At 63.9% G+C, this 16869-nt stretch carries 15 protein-coding genes; 10 read left to right on the top strand and 5 right to left on the bottom strand.

The window, feature by feature from the left end; all coding sequences use genetic code 11:
* Window positions 1–107: 107 nt before the first annotated feature.
* The 5 genes from I3K84_RS12420 to I3K84_RS12400 all read left to right on the top strand — a co-directional run bounded on the left by I3K84_RS12420 (window position 108) and on the right by I3K84_RS12400 (window position 6117).
* Complete coding sequence (locus tag I3K84_RS12420; RefSeq protein WP_196994633.1) at window positions 108–1703, top strand: NAD(P)/FAD-dependent oxidoreductase; 1596 nt, start codon at window positions 108–110, stop codon at window positions 1701–1703.
* A 33-nt stretch (window positions 1704–1736) separates the two neighbouring features.
* Window positions 1737–2489, top strand: a complete 753-nt coding sequence (locus I3K84_RS12415; protein WP_196994632.1) for a glucose 1-dehydrogenase — start codon at window positions 1737–1739, stop codon at window positions 2487–2489.
* Window positions 2490–2582: 93 nt separating this feature from the next.
* Window positions 2583–3473 (top strand): transporter, encoded by an 891-nt coding sequence (locus I3K84_RS12410; protein WP_196994631.1) that lies wholly within the window; start codon window positions 2583–2585, stop codon window positions 3471–3473.
* A gap of 138 nt (window positions 3474–3611) precedes the next feature.
* A complete protein-coding gene (locus I3K84_RS12405; protein ID WP_196994630.1) occupies window positions 3612–4664 on the top strand; it encodes an alcohol dehydrogenase in 1053 nt (350 codons plus the stop codon).
* Window positions 4665–4686: 22 nt separating this feature from the next.
* Window positions 4687–6117: an NAD-dependent succinate-semialdehyde dehydrogenase gene (locus tag I3K84_RS12400; RefSeq protein WP_114654521.1), complete on the top strand. Its 1431-nt coding sequence runs from the start codon at window positions 4687–4689 to the stop codon at window positions 6115–6117.
* A gap of 97 nt (window positions 6118–6214) precedes the next feature.
* Here I3K84_RS12400 and I3K84_RS12395 read toward each other — a convergent pair whose 3' ends face one another.
* The 4 genes from I3K84_RS12395 to I3K84_RS12380 all read right to left on the bottom strand — a co-directional run bounded on the left by I3K84_RS12395 (window position 6215) and on the right by I3K84_RS12380 (window position 10867).
* Window positions 6215–7147 (bottom strand): AraC family transcriptional regulator, encoded by a 933-nt coding sequence (locus tag I3K84_RS12395; protein ID WP_196994629.1) that lies wholly within the window; start codon window positions 7145–7147, stop codon window positions 6215–6217.
* Window positions 7148–7959: 812 nt separating this feature from the next.
* A complete protein-coding gene (locus I3K84_RS12390) occupies window positions 7960–9417 on the bottom strand; it encodes an NAD-dependent succinate-semialdehyde dehydrogenase (RefSeq protein ID WP_231403321.1) in 1458 nt (485 codons plus the stop codon).
* Window positions 9414–9743: a hypothetical protein gene (locus tag I3K84_RS22285; RefSeq protein ID WP_231403320.1), complete on the bottom strand. Its 330-nt coding sequence runs from the start codon at window positions 9741–9743 to the stop codon at window positions 9414–9416. Before I3K84_RS22285 ends, I3K84_RS12390 begins: the two co-directional genes overlap by 4 nt.
* Entirely contained in the window at window positions 9740–10867 is a 1128-nt protein-coding gene (locus I3K84_RS12380) for an ABC transporter substrate-binding protein (RefSeq protein WP_231403319.1), read from the bottom strand. Before I3K84_RS12380 ends, I3K84_RS22285 begins: the two co-directional genes overlap by 4 nt.
* 92 nt (window positions 10868–10959) lie before the next feature.
* On the opposite strand from I3K84_RS12380, the gene I3K84_RS12375 reads away from it, so the two are divergent.
* The 5 genes from I3K84_RS12375 to I3K84_RS12355 all read left to right on the top strand — a co-directional run bounded on the left by I3K84_RS12375 (window position 10960) and on the right by I3K84_RS12355 (window position 15886).
* Window positions 10960–12078 carry an IS630 family transposase gene (locus I3K84_RS12375; RefSeq protein ID WP_231403305.1) on the top strand — a complete coding sequence of 373 codons (1119 nt, stop codon included), beginning with the start codon at window positions 10960–10962 and terminating at the stop codon, window positions 12076–12078.
* Between the two features lie 531 nt (window positions 12079–12609).
* Window positions 12610–12993: a Zn-ribbon domain-containing OB-fold protein gene (locus I3K84_RS12370; protein WP_196994628.1), complete on the top strand. Its 384-nt coding sequence runs from the start codon at window positions 12610–12612 to the stop codon at window positions 12991–12993.
* Window positions 12990–14198: a thiolase gene (locus tag I3K84_RS12365; protein ID WP_196994627.1), complete on the top strand. Its 1209-nt coding sequence runs from the start codon at window positions 12990–12992 to the stop codon at window positions 14196–14198. Before I3K84_RS12370 ends, I3K84_RS12365 begins: the two co-directional genes overlap by 4 nt.
* 30 nt (window positions 14199–14228) lie before the next feature.
* A complete protein-coding gene (locus I3K84_RS12360) occupies window positions 14229–15386 on the top strand; it encodes an acyl-CoA dehydrogenase family protein (protein ID WP_196994626.1) in 1158 nt (385 codons plus the stop codon).
* A 116-nt stretch (window positions 15387–15502) separates the two neighbouring features.
* Window positions 15503–15886, top strand: coding sequence for a PaaI family thioesterase (locus tag I3K84_RS12355; protein ID WP_231403479.1), 384 nt, complete (start codon window positions 15503–15505; stop codon window positions 15884–15886).
* A gap of 34 nt (window positions 15887–15920) precedes the next feature.
* Here I3K84_RS12355 and I3K84_RS12350 read toward each other — a convergent pair whose 3' ends face one another.
* Complete coding sequence (locus I3K84_RS12350) at window positions 15921–16865, bottom strand: LysR substrate-binding domain-containing protein (RefSeq protein WP_196994624.1); 945 nt, start codon at window positions 16863–16865, stop codon at window positions 15921–15923.
* Between the last annotated feature and the right edge of the window lie 4 nt (window positions 16866–16869).

The raw sequence follows: 16869 nt of genomic DNA, 5'->3' as shown, positions 1-16869 counted from the left end.
CTGGGCCAGAGGGCCTTGGGGAAGTTTTCTTCATTTCATTGCAACAACGCGGGCCACTACGTCGCCGCTGGGCGCAGCTGTGGCCGCAACACACAGAGAGATCAACCATGAAAAAAACCCAACATCTGGACGCCATCGTCATCGGCGCCGGCTTTGGCGGCATGTACATGCTGAAAAAGCTGCGCGACGAGCAGGGCCTGAAAGTGCGCGTCTTCGACAAGGCCGGCGGCGTGGGCGGCACCTGGTACTGGAACCGCTACCCCGGCGCGCTGTCGGACACCGAGACCTTTGTTTACTGCTATTCGTGGGACAAAGAGCTGCTGCAAGAGATGCACATCACCACGCGCTATGTGACGCAGCCGCAAATTCTGTCGTACCTGGAGCATGTGGCCGACCGCCACAACCTGCGCCCCGACATCCAGCTCAACACCGGCATCACGGCCGCGCACTTCAACGAAGCCACCAACCTGTGGGAAGTGAAAACCGACACCGGCGAGGCCTACACCGCCAAATTCCTGGTGACCGCGCTGGGCCTGCTCTCGGCCACCAACGTCCCCAAGATCAAGGGGCTCGACACCTTCCAGGGCGAGTGGCTGCACACCGGCAACTGGCCCGCTGACGTGCAATACGAAGGCAAGCGCGTGGGCGTGATTGGTACCGGCTCCACCGGCACCCAGGTCATTACCGCGATTGCGCCCAAGGTGAAGCACCTGACGGTGTTTCAGCGCTCGCCGCAGTACACCGTGCCCGTGGGCAATGGCCCTGTCACGCCCGAGTACGTGGCGGAAATCAAGAAAAACTACGACAAGATCTGGGAACAGGTCATGAACTCTGCGGTGGCCTTTGGCTTCGAGGAAAGCACCGTCCCGGCCATGAGCGTGTCGGAAGAACAGCGCAATGCCGTGTTCCAGAAAGCCTGGGACAACGGCGGCGGTTTCCGCTTCATGTTCGAGACCTTCTGCGACATCGCCACCGATGAGCGCGCCAACAAGGCAGCGCAAGACTTCATCCGCGCCAAGATCGCCGAAATCGTCAAAGACCCCGAGACGGCGCGCAAGCTCACACCGCACGACCTGTACGCCAAGCGCCCCTTGTGCGACAGCGGCTACTACGCCACCTACAACCGGCCCAATGTCGAACTGGTGGATGTCAAGGCCAACCCGATTGTCGAAATCACCCCCAAGGGCGTCAAAACCACCGATGGCGTGGAGCACGAACTGGACATGCTGATTTTTGCCACCGGCTTTGATGCCGTGGATGGCAACTATAAAAGAATCGACATCCGTGGCCGCAATGGCATCACGATTCAAGAGCAATGGAAATCGGGCGCCAGCAGCTACCTGGGCGTGGCCAATGCCAACTTTCCCAACATGTTCATGGTGCTGGGCCCCAACGGCCCCTTCACCAACCTGCCGCCCACGATTGAGACCCAGGTCGAGTGGATTGCTGCGCTGATCAAGGAAGTCAACGCCAAAAACCTGAAAACGGTCGAAGCCACCACCGAGGCCGAAGCCCGCTGGACCAAGACCTGCCAGGACATTGCTAACATGACGCTGTTCCCCAAGGCCGAGTCCTGGATCTTTGGCGCCAACATTCCGGGCAAACCCCACTCCGTGTATTTCTACCTGGCAGGCCTGGGTGCTTACCGTCAAGAGCTGTCGGCAGTGCAAAACAAAGGCTACGAGGGCTTTGTGTTCCAGTAACTGCGCATTTTTTTAATCAACCAAGGAGACAAGATGAAACGCGTAGAAAACAAAGTGATTTTGGTAACCGGTGGCGCCATGGGCATGGGGCGCTCGCACAGCGAGCTGCTGGCAGCCCAAGGGGCCTGGGTGTTCGTGGCCGACATGAATGCGACTGAGGGACAAAACACCGTGGACAGCATCCGCAAAAACGGTGGCAAGGCCGACTTTTTGGAGCTGGATGTGACGCAAGAAGCCCAATGGAACGCCGCACTGGCCCAAATCACCGAGCGCGCTGGCCGTCTGGATGTGCTGGTGAACAACGCCGGAATCCTGATCCTCAAGCCGATGCAAGACACGACCAACGAAGAGTGGGATCGCGTCTTCGACGTGAACGTGCGCGGCCTGTTCATCGGCACGCGGGCGGCAGTGCCGCTGATGCAAAAAGCCGGTGGCGGCACCATCGTCAACGTGTCGTCCATTTACGGCCTGGTTGGTGCCCCCGGTGCCAGCGCCTACGAAGCCTCCAAGGGCGCGGTGCGTTTGTTCACCAAGTCTTGCGCGGTGGATCTGGCACCGTTCAATATCCGCGTCAACTCGGTGCATCCGGGCGTGATTGAAACCCAGATGACCAAGGCGATGTTGGATGACCCAATCATTCGCCCGGCGCTGCTCGGCCCCACGCTGCTCAAGCGCCCGGCGCAGCCCATAGAGGTGTCGCAGGCGGTGCTGTTCCTGGCCTCGGACGAATCCTCGTTCGTGCATGGCGCAGAACTGGTCGTTGACGGCGGCTACACAGCCAACTGATCGTCAACCGCAACGCGCCGGACTCAAGCCGCGAGCGGGTAGTCCGGGGCGTTGCTGCGAGCACAAGAAAACACCCCATCAGGAGACAAACCAATGAAGCAATTTTTCAAGCGACTGGCATCCCTGGCCGCTGCACTGACTGCCCTGACGCAAGCCGGCACGGCCAGCGCCATCGAATTTGACGCCGGTGACTTCACCCCAATGCCAGCCGGCACCACCGCGCTGTTGCTCTATGGCCAGCACACCACGCGCGACAGGCTGTACAGCCAGGGCAACCGGCAAGCGATCAATCCGCAGCTCAACTCCACCGTGGGCATCTTGCGCGCTGTGCGCTTCATGGAAGTGGGCGGTCTCATCATCAATCCGCAGTTTCTGCTGCCCTTTGGCCGCCTCAGCGCCAAGGACGACATCGCGGGCCTGGGCTCGAAGAGCAGCGTGGGCGACCTGATCCTCTTGTCTACCATCTTTTTCACCAAACCCGGCGACAAGAACCACTTTGGCATCATTCCCTACCTGTACCTGCCGACCGGCTCGTACGACCGCAACCAGTCGTTGGGCCTGGGCGAAAACCGCTACAAGTTTGCGCTGCAGGCCGGCGGCATCGTGCAGCTGGCGCCCGGCATCCACTGGGACTACGCCGGTGACGTCACGTTCTTTGGCAAGAACGACGACTACAACGACGGCGCGGGCGGCGCGACCACGCTGAAGCAAAAGCCCCTGTATCAGCTGCAGACCCATTTGCGCTACCAGCTCAGCCCGACGCTGGACCTGCGCGGCGGTCTGTTCCACACCTTCGGTGGCGAGACCAAGGTGGGCGGCGTGGACCAGAGCAACCGCCAGTCCACCACCAAGTTCAACGTGGGCATCGCGTGGTTCATGCAGCCCGACCTGCAGTTGATTGCCACCTATGGCCGCGACATCCATGTGCGCGAAGGTTTCAAGGCCAACAACCAGGTCAACCTGCGCCTGCTGAAGCTGTATTGATCGCGCAGGCGGCCGCCGGGCACCTGCGGCCGCCTGAAATGGGATGGCTCAGTTATGGCAAGTTGTCATCAGGCAATGGCCGCTTCGATGTAGCGCCTGCCATTTTTTGAAATCCAGATAATCAAGGAAACACACACCATGCGCTGTTATTGCGTGATGCACCATTCAAAGCCGCTTGAACTCGTCGAGCGTGAGACTCCGCAGCCCGTGGGAACCGAGGTGCTCGTGCGTGTGAAGGCCGCCGGCCTTTGCCACACCGACCTGCACATCTGGGAAGGTTTTTACGACCTGGGCGGCGGCAAGCGCATGAACCTGGCAGACCGGGGCATCAAGCCGCCCCTCATCCTCAGCCACGAAATCTGTGGCGAGGTGGTGGCAGCCGGACCGGATGCCGGCGAAGTCCCGACCGGCTCCCGCTACGTCATCCACCCCTGGATCAGCTGCGGCGAATGCCCCACCTGCCTGCGCGGCGATGAAAACCTGTGCCTGAAGGGCCGCGCCCTTGGCGTGGCACGCCCCGGTGGCTTTGCCGATTACGTGATCGTTCCCCACCCGCGCTACCTGGTCAACATCGACGGTCTGGACGATGCCGAGGCGGCGCCTCTGGCCTGCGCGGGCGTGACGACCTACAGCGCCATCAAGAAACTGGGCGAAGGCATCCACCGCGAACCCGTCGTCATGATTGGTGCCGGAGGCCTGGGCCTGATGGCCATCGAGGTGCTGAAGGCCCTTGGCGGCAAAGGCGCGATCGTGGTGGACATCGACCCTGCCAAGCGCGAAGCCGCGCTGGCAGCCGGCGCGCTGGCAGTGATCGACGGCAAGGCTGCCGATGCGACCAGCCAGATCATCGCGGCGACTGAAGGCGGTGCCGGCCAGATTCTGGACCTGGTGGGCTCGTCCGCCACCGTATCGCTGGCCATGCAGAGCGCCCGGCGCGGCGGCCACATCGTCATCTGCGGGCTGATGGGCGGTGATCTGACCATCTCCCTGGCGACCATCCCGCTGCGCCCGCTGTGCATCGAGGGCAGCTACGTCGGCACCCTGGCCGAACTGCGAGAGCTGGTGGAGCTGGTCAAGCGCACCGGCATGAAGTCGATTCCGGTGTCGCGCCGCCCCATGGCCCAGGTGAACCAGGCCATCGACGACCTGCACCACGGCAAGGTGATCGAGCGCGCAGTCCTGATCCCATAAGCTTCTGAAAGAACAACCCACCATGTACCCCCAACTCAGCCTCTACATCGACGGACAAATGCTGCGCGGCGAAGGCCGCCGCGAACAGGATGTCCTGAACCCGGCCAACAACCAGGTGATCGGCCAGTTGCCGCATGCCACCCAGGCCGACCTTGACATGGCACTGGCAGCGGCCCAGCGCGCGTTCGCGTCGTGGCGCAACAGCACGGCGATGCAGCGCGCGCAAGTGCTGAAAGCCGTCGCAGGATTGATCCGCGAACGTGCGCCGCAGATCGGCCGCAACCTCACCCTGGAGCAGGGCAAGCCCCTGGCCGAAGGCGTGGGCGAAGTGGCAGTCTGCGCCGAACACGCCGAGTGGCATGCGGAGGAATGCCGGCGCATTTATGGCCGCCTTATTCCGCCCCGTGATGCCAGCGTCCAGCAGACCGTGCTGCGTGAACCCATTGGCGTGTGCGTGGCGTTCTCACCCTGGAACTTCCCCTTCAGCCAGGCCTTTCGCAAGGTGGTCGCGGCCATTGGCGCCGGGTGCACGGTTATCCTCAAGGGCTCCAGCGACACACCGGCCTCGGTGCAGGCGATCGCCGAGCTCTTTCATGACGCCGGCTTGCCACCGGGCGTGCTGAACGTGGTGTCCGGCGATTCCGGGATGATCTCGGACTACCTGATCCGCTCGCCCATCGTGCGCAAGATTTCCTTCACGGGCTCCACGCCCGTCGGGCAGCAGCTGGCTGCGCTGGCCGGTGCGAACATGAAGCGCAGCACCATGGAGCTTGGCGGCCACGCGCCCGTGATCGTTTGTGACGATGCGGACATCGACCGGGCAGCAGACGTGCTGTCTGGCTTCAAGTTCCGCAACGCGGGACAGGTGTGCATTTCCCCCACGCGCTTTTATGTGCAGGACGGTGTGTACGACCGTTTCGTCGAACGATTCGCGCAGCGGGCGCAGGCCCTGGCGGTCGGTGACGGGCTGGTTGAAACCAACCGCATGGGGCCGCTGGCGCAACCGCGCCGCGTTGCCGCCATGGAGGGCTTCGTGGAAGACGCCCGCCAGCGCGGCGCCAAGATCGTGGCGGGCGGCCATCGGCTGCAAGGCGACGGCAACTTCTTCGCCCCCACGGTGCTGGCTGACTTGCCCGACGACTCGCGCTTCATGACCGAGGAGCCCTTCGGCCCGATGGCCGGCATGGTGCGATTCAAGACGGTGGAAGAAGTGCTCGCGCGCGCCAACAGCCTGCCCTTCGGCCTGGCGTCGTATGCCTTCACCACGTCACTGAATAACGCGCACCAGATCTCGCGCGGGCTTGAAGCGGGCATGGTGTCCATCAACCACATCGGGCTGGCGCTGGCCGAGACACCGTTCGGTGGCATCAAGGAAAGTGGCTATGGCAGCGAGGGCGGCAGCGAAACCTTCGACGGCTACCTGACCACCAAGTTCATTTCGCAACTTAATTGAGGCGCAAAGGCTGCCAATCCGCAAAGATTGGCAGTCTCAAGGAAACACAGGCCACCGTCGCCCGCCACCATCGTGGCGTCGACTGCCTGCTCGCCCATCAGGCCGGACAGTCGATGCTGTGGTCGGGCTCGAGTGGTGCCACCGCGTTCACCGTGCTGCGGTACTCCACGGGCGTTTGCTTGAACGCCCGCTTGAAGTGCCGCACCAGGTGACTCTGGTCGGAGAAGCAGCAGTCCACGGCAATGCACTTCAGTGGCACAGACACCGGACGGCCGAGGAGTCGCCGGGCACGCTCCAGGCGCTGACGCAAAACGTAGGCGTGGGGTGCGCAGCCGAACTCTGCGTGGAACTTGCGGATCAGCCCGGAGACACTGACGCCCGCCTCGCGGGCCATCTCGTCGAGCTTGAGGTTGCGATCCAGGTTGTCCTCGACATACTGGACAATGCGCCGCCGTTGCCACTCGGCCATGCGACCGGCCAGCGGCACCTCGCGCACGCCGGCCTTGGCATAGCGGCGAAGCAGATGAACGCAAAGCTGGTTCAAAAGGGCCGACCGGTAGAGACCTCCGCCGAGCCCGCCGCTTTCCAGCTCGGACTCGAAAGCGGACACGAGGCCGGGAAGGACACCGTCCTCGGCACGGACGCAGTCTTCCATGCCCACATCGCTGATGGTTCGTTCGAAGACGTCCTCCGCGACACGGCACAGCTCGGAATGAGCCAGGTAGAGGTGGGTGACGTCGATCGGGCGGTCCCACTTCCACTGCGACGACTCGCCGCGGGTCAGCAGAGAACACACGCCCCGCCCGACCCGCTCGCTGCGCCAAGGGCCACCTGCGCGCCGGCTCATGACCGCGTCATCGCACTTGTAACGCACGAGCATGTAGTCGCGCATGGAAGGAATTTCAACGTCAAGGGACGTGTACTGATAGCCCTTGAGCGTCACCTGATCCCAACCGACCGGCACGCTGTCAAGCGTCAGCTGGCCGGGTATCCAGCGGGGAATTTCATCAGGAGCAACAAGTTGACTCACAAACAGCATCTCCAATAACCCAAGCCCACATTAACGGCAAACTCTGATTTTCTCAACCTGTTTTCCTCAGTCATCCGCTTTGCAATGCTGGCGGCAATGGGTTCGGTTTGGGCTGAGAGGCCGGTATTCGCTGGGCGATGTAGCGCACCAGGGCGCACCAGCGCTGGGCTTTGCTCCACTGCGGCGCGGTCTGCTGGATAAGGCGCAAACCGGCAGGCCATTGGCGACGAGCCGTTTGATCCGTGCCGCCGCTTCGTGGGTGATGGTCAGCCATATCTTGTTCTGGCCGGCATGACGGGTCATGCCGGCCCACCGCGCTGGGCCATTTGGGTCGGCTCGTGACGGCCTTCAGCCGGGTCTTCGGCTGAGCCAGCCGCACGTACCCACTCTTGTTCATGCCCAGGATGCCCGGGCCACACCGTCGCCGCGCAGTGCGCCCAACAGCCGTTGACCGCCGATTTGCACTCGCCCAATGAGTGTCTGCCCGAATCTTGTCCAAACCCGCGCCAAGTCAAAGTTTGCAGCCGATGGCGATGGTTCAACTGAGGAAAATAAGATCAATGGGATCGCCCCTGGGGCGTTCAATGCGGCATTCTTATGGGAGTTCGTCCGGGGATTGCTGAAGTCGATGGTTTGGCTTGAGAACCTCCATCTTGCTTCGCCTCGGATGAACAACCTTTTGCGAAACGACGCCCAAGGCAGTCCAAGCGCGAAAAAATGCTGTCTTGGTAGTTCAAGCATGAGCATGTGACCATGCCACGGCATGTTGTGCGACTCCAATCTTCCTCGCGCTCGACCTTCAGCAAAGCTGCTCAATCCTCACTGATGAGCTTGATGTTGCAATACGCCTGCAGGCCTTCGATGCCGCACTCCGACCCCCAGCCGCTTTCCTTGACGCCGCCGAACGGCGCTTCGGGCATGGACACGCTCAGGCTATTGATGCCGAGCATGCCGGTTTGCAGGCCCCGCATCAGCTGCATTCGCGTGCCGCTGTGCTGGGTGAAGGCATAGCTGGCCAGGCCGTAGGGCAGGCGGTTGGCACGGGTGATGGCCTCGTCCACGCTGTTCACGCGGTTGATGAGCGCCAACGGACCGAAGGGCTCCTCATTCATCAGCCGCGCGTCCTCGGGCACATCGGTTAGCACCGTCGGTTGCCAGAAGAAGCCCGGGCCTTCGATGGCCTGGCCACCGCAGGCCACCTGTGCGCCGCGTTGCACGGCATCGGCGATCAGTTTGCGCATGGCATCCTGGCGTCGCGGGTTGGCCAGCGGGCCCAAGTGGCTGCCGGCATCCAGGCCGTTACCCGGCACCAGCTGGCGCGTGCGCGCCACAAAGGCTTGCACAAAGGCATCGTAGACCGCGCTGTGTACATAAAAACGCGTGGGGGCAATGCAGATCTGGCCAGCGTTGCGAAACTTGCCCGGGACCAGCAACTCGACCGCCTGGTCCAGGTCGGCATCGGCGCAAACGATGACCGGGGCATGGCCGCCCAGCTCCAAGGTCGCGCGCTTGAGGCCCTTGGCAGCCTGCTGGGCCAGCAGCTTGCCCACCGCCGTGGAGCCGGTGAACGAGAATTTGGCCACTACCGGGCTGTCAAGCAGGTAGGAAGACACCTCGCCCGGCACGCCGAATACGGCATTGAGCACCCCTGGCGGCAGGCCTGCATCATTCAGTGCCCCCACCAAGGCCAGACCGGTGCCCGGTGTTTCCTCGGCCAGCTTGAGGATCAGCGTGCAGCCTGCGGCCAGGGCCCCGGCGATCTTGCGCGCGGGGGTGAGGGCGGGGAAGTTCCAGGGCGTGAAGGCCGCGCACACACCCACGGGCTCGTGCAGCACGGTGATGCGCTGCGTGAGCGTACGCCCCGGCACGACGCGGCCGTAGTTGCGCCGCCCTTCCTCGGCGTACCAGTCGAACGTGTCGGCCGCAGCCAGCACTTCCAGCCGCGCTTCGCGCAGTGGCTTGCCCTGCTCCAGGGTCATGGTGCGGGCGATATCGTCGGCGCGTTCGCGCACCAGGCTGCTGGCCGCACGCAGGATGCGCGACCGCTCCAGCGGCGCGGCGGCGCGCCAGCCGGCGAATGCGGCCTGGGCTGCCATCAGGGCAGCGTCCAGGTCGGTGCGGCTCGCGTGCGGCAGCTGCGCCAGCACCTGGCCGGTCGCCGGGTTGATGATGTCTTCGGTGGTGCGGCCTTCGATGTCCAGCCACTGTCCGTTGATGAACAGCTGCGGTTGAGGATAGGCCAGGGTGTCGGTGGATTCGTGTTGCATCATGCCTCCATGCGGATAATTTGGCGGATGGCTTTGCCCCGGGCGAGGCGGTCAAAACCTTCGTTGATCTGGTCCAGCGTCAGATGGCCGGTCACCAGTCGGTCCACGGGCAGCTTGCCTGCCGCGTGCAGCGACAGGTAGCGGCCGATGTCGCGGCGCGGTATGCAGCTGCCCATGTAGCTGCCCTTGATTGTGCGCTCCTCGGCGACCACCAGCACCTCGCCGGGGCCGGGTGGCGCCAGGTCCACCTCCCAGATCTCCATCGGACGGCTTTCGGCATAGGGCGCGGATGCGCCTGTGCTGGTGAGTACAGCGGCGCGTGTCTTCATGATGCTTTCACCAGCTTGCAGGTGCTCTTGGACAGGGGGCGGAAGGCCTCATCCCCCGGGATGGTTCTGAGTACCTTGTAGTAGTCCCAGGAATACCTGGATTCCTCGGGCTTCTTGATTTGGACCAGGTACATGTCGTGCACCATGCGGCCGTCCTCCCGCACCTTGCCGTTTTGCGCGAAAAAATCCTCTATGGGGACCTTCTTGAGCTGGCGCGCCACGGTGGCGCCGTCGTCGCTCTTGGTGGCCTGCACGGCCTTGAGGTAGTTGGTGACGGCCGAGTATCCGCCCGCGTGGATCATGGAAGGCATCTTCTTCATCTTCTCGAAGAAGCGCCGCGACCATGCGCGCGTGGCCTCGGTGCGGTCCCAGTAAAAGCCTGTGGTCAGCACCATGCCCTGGCCATAGCGCAGGCCCAGCGCATGCACGTCGTTGATGAACAGCAGGTTGGGTACCAGCGTCTGCTTGGGCGTGATGCCGAACTCGTATGCGGCCTTGATGGTGTTGACCGTGTCGCTGGTCCCATTGGCCAGGTTGATCACCGACGCCTTCGATGCCTGGGCCTGCAGCAGAAAGGACGAGAAATCACTGGCATTAAGTGGATGGAAGGTCATGCCCACCAGCTTGCCACCGCCCTCCCTGAGGAATTCGGTCACATTGGCTGCCATGGCCTTGCCAAGAGCATAGTCCACGCCGAGTATGAACCAGTCCTTCTTGCCCTGGGACAGCATGCCGCGCACTGCGCCATTGGTCAGCGCATAGCTGTCGTAGGTATAGTGGATGGCCGTGGGCGCGCAGTACTCATTGGTGAGAATGTCCGAGGCGCCACCCGTGTTGATGATCAATTTGCCGCGCTCTCGCGCCAGGTTGTTCACGGCCACCGCCACGGCGCTGTTGTTGATGTCCACGATCACATCCACGCCCTCGCGGTCGAACCAGGTGCGCGCATGGGTGGCACCCACGTCGGCCTTGTTCTGGTGGTCGGCCCAGACCACCTCCACCTTCTTGCCCAGCACCGTGTCGCCGAAGTCCTTGATGGCCATCTTCACGGCCTCGACCGAGCCCTTGCCCGCCGTATCGGCGTACGGGCCCGACATGTCGGTGAGGACGCCGATGCGCACCACGTCGCCAGAGATCTGCTGCGCCCCGGCCGTGCCGGCCGCCGCTAGTGTAGTGTTTGATTCTTAATGAAACTTAATTGAGCAACCACGCTCCAATGCTCTACTACGGTTTGCATTGGAGTGAAAAATTGCGAGTTGCCCCGACGATTGTGTTGACGGATGAAGAGGAAAGCGAGCTGAGCCGGCTGGCGCGCTCCAAGCGCACCAGCGTCAGATTGGCCCAGCGCGCCCAGATCGTGCTGCTGGCCGCGCAGGGGCTGCAAAACAAGGATATTGCCGAGCAGCTTGGCATTGGGCGCGTGCAGGTGGCGCGCTGGCGTGAACGCTACCTGCAATTGGGGCTGCAAGGTATCGAGCGCGACTTGCCGCGCGGCGCACCGCCGGTGAAGGTGGATGTGGCCAAGCTTGTGAAGCTAACCACACAGACCAAGCCCGAGGCGGCCACGCACTGGAGCACGCGCACGATGGCCGCTGAGTTGGGCGTCAGCGCCAGCACCGTGATGCGCCATTGGCAGGCCCACGGTCTCAAGCCTCACATCGTGCGCGGCTTCAAGGTCTCGCGCGATCCGCAGTTCGTGCAAAAGCTCGAAGACATCGTGGGGCTTTACATGTCGCCGCCCGAGCATGCGCTGGTGCTGTGCTGCGACGAAAAGAGCCAGGTGCAGGCGCTGGACCGAACGCAGCCCGGGCTGCCGCTCAAGAAGGGGCGCGCGGCCACCATGACGCACGACTACAAGCGCAACGGCACAACCACCTTGTTCGCTGCGCTCAACGTGCTCAACGGTCAGGTCATCGGCCAGTGCCAGCAGCGCCACACCCACATCGAGTGGCTGAAGTTCCTGCGTCAAATCAATCGGGAGACGCCCAAGGACAAGACGCTGCATCTGATCGCCGACAACTACGCCACGCACAAGCATCCAGCTGTGCAGGAGTGGCTGGCCAAGCACCCCAGATTCAACATGCACTTCACGCCGACCTCGGCATCGTGGCTGAACATGGTCGAGCGCTTCTTTCGCGACATCTCCGAGAACCGGCTACGCCGCGGGGTGTTCACCAGCGTGCCCGAACTCGTCTCGGCCATCGATGAGTACATCGCGCATCACAACACCAACCCCAAGCCGTTCATCTGGACCAAGAACGCTCGCGACATCCTGCAAAAGGTCATCCGCGCCAATAGCCGATTAAGTTCCAAACAGAATGCAACACTACACTAGCACACCTGTCGCGGCGAAGCCAACGGCCCGCAATGCCTCTGCGGCACGCCTCCCTAAGTCATTTTTCATAGCATGTCTCCTTGTTTTAAAACCGCAAAAAAGACCGCTGTGCAGTGGGTCGCCGGACGCACTGCCATCGCTGATTTGTTTGCACATGGCCTGCGGCTCGCCGGGAGCGAAGGAGTTGTCCCTGCGTTTCAAGGTGGCGACGTTCGTCCGTCAATGGCAGCGAAAAGGACACTCGGGAGAAATAATAGAAATCTCGTTGAGAGATGGCTATGCACGTTTGTGAAACCAAGGGTTTGACCTTGCCAAAGCCGGGTTTTCTCCCTTGACATTGCCCCTGTTTCGTGGATTGCTTAACCCACGGTTCACTATCCCTCAGGTGCTGCCGCCTACTGAAGTCACCCTTTCAAATTGGCGAATTGAAACGGCCGGGCGATGCGGTCATGCTCACCTTCACAACTTGTGCCCCCGCCAACACCGGCGGCGTAGCCTTCAACCGCCCCAGGCGTCCCTCTTGCCCAACCCATGCACCTGAGCGCACAAACCCATTACCAGGCCGAACTGGATGCCGGCCGCTTTTGCCTGCAGCATTGTCCGCGGTGCCAGAGCCATGTGTTCACGCCGCGTGAGCTGTGCCCGCACTGCGGCGCCAGTCCGCTGCGCTGGGTGCGTGCCAGCGGCCTGGGCACCGTGTATTCCGCCACCACCATCGCGCGCAAGGCGGACGCGGGGGGCAACTACAACGTCGCGCTGATCGATCTGGATGAAGGCGTGCGCATGATGAGCCGCGTGGAGGGCGTGGCGCCCCAAGACGTGCGCATCGGCCAGCGGGTGCAGGCCCGCGTGACGCAGAAGGACGGGCGCGGCCTGGTGCTGTTCCAGCCCGCAGCGCAAGGGGGTGCCGCATGAGCCGCGTTCCGCAATCCCCCCTGGACGCCGCCGCCGTGAACCGGCCGCTGCGCGGCCGCGCAGCCATCGTCGGCGCTGCCACCTACGGCTGTGGCGAGGCGCCCGGCATGGACGACATGACGCTGCTGGTGCGCGCGGCGCACGCGGCCGTGGCCGACGCGGGCCTGACCATGCAGGACATCGACGGCCTGGCCACCTGCAGTGTGAACGCCAGCATGTGGACCATGCCGGTGATCGAACACCTCGGTATCAACCCGACCTATGTGGACGGCACGATGATCGGTGGCTCCAGCTTCATCGCCCACCTGCTGCCCGCCATCCGAGCGCTGGAGGCCGGTCAGTGCAAGGCCGTGCTGGTGTGCTACGGCAGCGCGCAGCGCTCGGCCACCTTCGGGCGCAAGGAAAGCGTGGCCGCACGCCGCTTCCTGGACCCGCAGCCCTACGAATTTCCCTATGAGCCGGTGCTGCCCGTGTCCGCCTATGCGCTGGCCGCCGCGCGCCACATGCACGAATTCGGCACCACGCGCGAACAACTGGCCGAGGTGGCCGTGGCCGCACGCGCCTGGGCGCAGCAGAACCCCGAGGCGTTCATGCGCGACCCGCTCACCATCGAGGATGTGCTGGCGGCCCGGCCGATCGCCAGCCCGCTCACCGTGCGCGACTGCTGCCTGGTGACGGACGGTGGCGGCGCCCTCGTGCTCACCCGCGCCGAGCGCGCGCGCGACTTGGCGCGGCCCCCGGTTTATGTGCTGGGCAATGCCACGGCGATCTGGAACCGCCAGATTTCCTGCATGCCCGACCTGACCACGACGGCGGCCGCGCAGTCGGGCGCGCAGGCCTTTGCGATGGCGGGGCTGACGGCGGCCGACATGGACATGGCGCAGCTGTACGACGCCTTCACCATCAACACCCTGCTGTTCCTGGAAGACTTGGGCTTTTGCGCCAAGGGCGAGGGTGGTGCCTTTGTGCAGAACGGCGGCATCGCGCCCGGCGGGCGCCTGGCCGTGAACACCAATGGTGGCGGCCTGTCGTGCGTGCACCCGGGCATGTACGGCATCTTTGCGCTGATCGAGGCCGTGCGCCAGCTGCGCGGCGAGGCCGGCGCGCGCCAACTCCAGCGCCATCGTACGGCCGTGGTGCATGGCAACGGCGGCACGCTGTCGAGCCAGTCCACGGCAGTGCTTGGCACGGCCGAAACCCTCTGATCCCCGAATCTCGAAGAAAGAACCACCACCATGATCCGCGACCCAGAAATCCTGCAAGCCCTGCTCGACAGCGTGCGCCGCTTTGTACGCGAGCGCCTGGTGCCGGCCGAAAACGAAGTGGCCGAGACCGACGAAATCCCTGAGTCCATCGTGCAGGAGATGCGCGAGCTGGGCCTGTTCGGCATGACCATTCCCGAGCGGTTTGGCGGTCTGGAGCTGACGATGGAAGAGGAATGCCGCGTGCTGATCGAGCTGTGCCAGACCGCGCCGGCCTTCCGCTCGATCATCGGCACCACGGTGGGCATCGGCTCGCAGGGCATCCTGATGGATGGCACGCCCGAGCAGCAGGCCCAGTGGCTGCCCAAGCTGGCCACGGGCGAGATCATCGCCTCGTTCGCATTGACCGAGCCTGAGGCCGGCTCGGACGCGGCTTCGCTGCGCACCACCGCCATCCGCGACGGTGACCACTACATCGTCAACGGCACCAAGCGCTACATCACCAACGCGCCGCACGCCGGCATGTTCACGCTGATGGCGCGCACCAACCCGCAGGACAAGGGCGCGGGCGGCGTGTCCTCTTTCATCGTGGACGCCAAGACGCCCGGCATCAGCTTTGGCAAATACGACAAGAAAATGGGCCAGCGCGGCGCCCACACCTGCGACGTGATCTTCGACAACGTCAAGGTGCCCGCCGCCAACCTGATCGGCCTGAAAGAAGGCCAGGGTTTCAAGACGGCGATGAAGGTGCTGGAAAAGGGCCGCATCCACATTGCCGCGGTGGCGGTGGGCGTGGCCAAGCGCATGCTGCGCGATGCGCTGCAGTACGCGCTGGAGCGCAAGCAGTTCGGCCAGGCCATCTGCGACTTTCAGCTGGTGCAGGCCATGCTGGCCGACAGCCAGGCCGAGCTGTACGCTGCCGAGTGCATGACCATCGACGCCGCACGCCGCCGCGACGACGGGCACAACACATCCACCGAGGCGTCTTGCGCCAAGATGTTTGCCACCGAGATGTGCGGCCGCGTGGCCGACCGCGCGGTGCAGATTCTGGGCGGCGCGGGCTACATGACCGAATATGGCATCGAGCGCTTCTACCGCGACGTGCGCCTGTTCCGCCTGTACGAGGGCACAACGCAGATCCAGCAGATCATCATCGCCCGCAACATGGTGCGCGAGGCGCGCAACGCATGATCGGCACGATTGCGGCGCAGGACGCGGCGCCTGACCTGGCACCAGACTTGGCGCGCAATCAGCCGCAGGACAGTGCCTGGCCCGGTGGTACGCCACCGCCCGACCGCAGTGCCTTCATGCGCCTGATCGGCGCGGCGCAGGTGCCTGCGCCGCCGGGCAAAGTGCACGTGCGCCTGCCGCAGCTGCGCGAAGATTTGCTCAACCAGCTGCCGGCCGCGCATGGCGGCGTGATCATGACCTTGCTGGACTCGGTCATGTCACGCGCTGCCGGCCAGCTGCCAGATGCGCCCTCGCACACCGCCGTGACGGTGGAGATGACCAGCCGCTTTCACCGCCCGGCCCGCGGCCCGCTGCTGGCCGAGGGCTGGGTGGTCAACGCTACGCGCAGCCTGTGCAGCTGTGCGGCGCAGCTGCTGGACGAGCAAGGCCAGGTGGTGGCCACGGCCCAGGGCACCTTCAAGTACTGGCTGGCGCCAGTCAGCTGGAAGTCCATCGAGTAAAAAGTGGGTCAAAAGTGCATCCAGCGCTTATGAATCAAGCGCTGGTAGCTTCTTTTTCAGGAGCAGAATCCAGCTGCAGCTGCCCCTGCGCGTCGGCCACCAGCAGCTGCACCAGCTCTTGCGCAAAGCTGGGCAGGGCGTCCATGCTGCGCATGCAGATCTGCATGTCGCGCACCGACCAGGAGTCCGACAGCGGCACGATGGCGATGTCCATGCTGTGGGCATGGCGGCTGGCGGCGGACTCGGGCAGCACGCCCACGCCCACGCCGGCTTCGATCATGCGGCAGGCGGTCTCGAAGTTGCCCACCTGGATGCGCAGCTTGATCGGGCGGTGCAGCTGGTCGCTGGCCTGGCGCAAAAACGCATGGATGGCGCTGGACTCGTGCAGCCCCACATAGTCCAGCTCCAGCGTGTCGGCAAAGTCGATCTGCATCTCGCCGTCCAGCGCATGGCCGCGCGGCACCACCAGCACCAGGCGGTCGCGGCGGTAGGGCAGGGTTTCCAGGTTCTCGGTGCGCACCAGCCCGGCGACGATGCCGATGTCGGTCTGCCCCTCGGTCACGGCGCGCACGATGTCGTGCGACAGCCGCTCGCGCAGGTCGATGTTCACGTCCGGGTGGCGGCGCAGAAAGTGGCGCAGCACGGGCGGCAAAAATTCGCCCAGCGACGTGGTGTTGGCAAACACCCGCACATGGCCCTTGATGCCGCGCACATATTCCTGCATGTCGCCGCGCAGGTGCTCGATCTGGCCCAGCACCATGCGCGCATGGGTCACGAAGGCCTGGCCCGGCGGCGTCAGCGTCACGCCCTGGCTGGTGCGGTACAGCAGCTTGGTGCCAATGCTTTCCTCCAGGTTCTTGATACGCGTGCTGGCCGCGGGAAGGGAGATAAAGGAGAGCTCGGCGCCGCGCGTCATGCTGTTGGCGTCGGCGATATGCACCATCAGGCGCAGATCCACAAGGTCGAAGTGCATTGCCATAAGG

The sequence above is a fragment of the Diaphorobacter sp. JS3051 genome, from assembly GCF_015832135.1.
Classification (GTDB): domain Bacteria; phylum Pseudomonadota; class Gammaproteobacteria; order Burkholderiales; family Burkholderiaceae_C; genus Diaphorobacter; species Diaphorobacter nitroreducens.
Note: the sequence above shows the minus strand (reverse complement) of the source record. Positions and strands in the feature narration are given on the sequence as shown.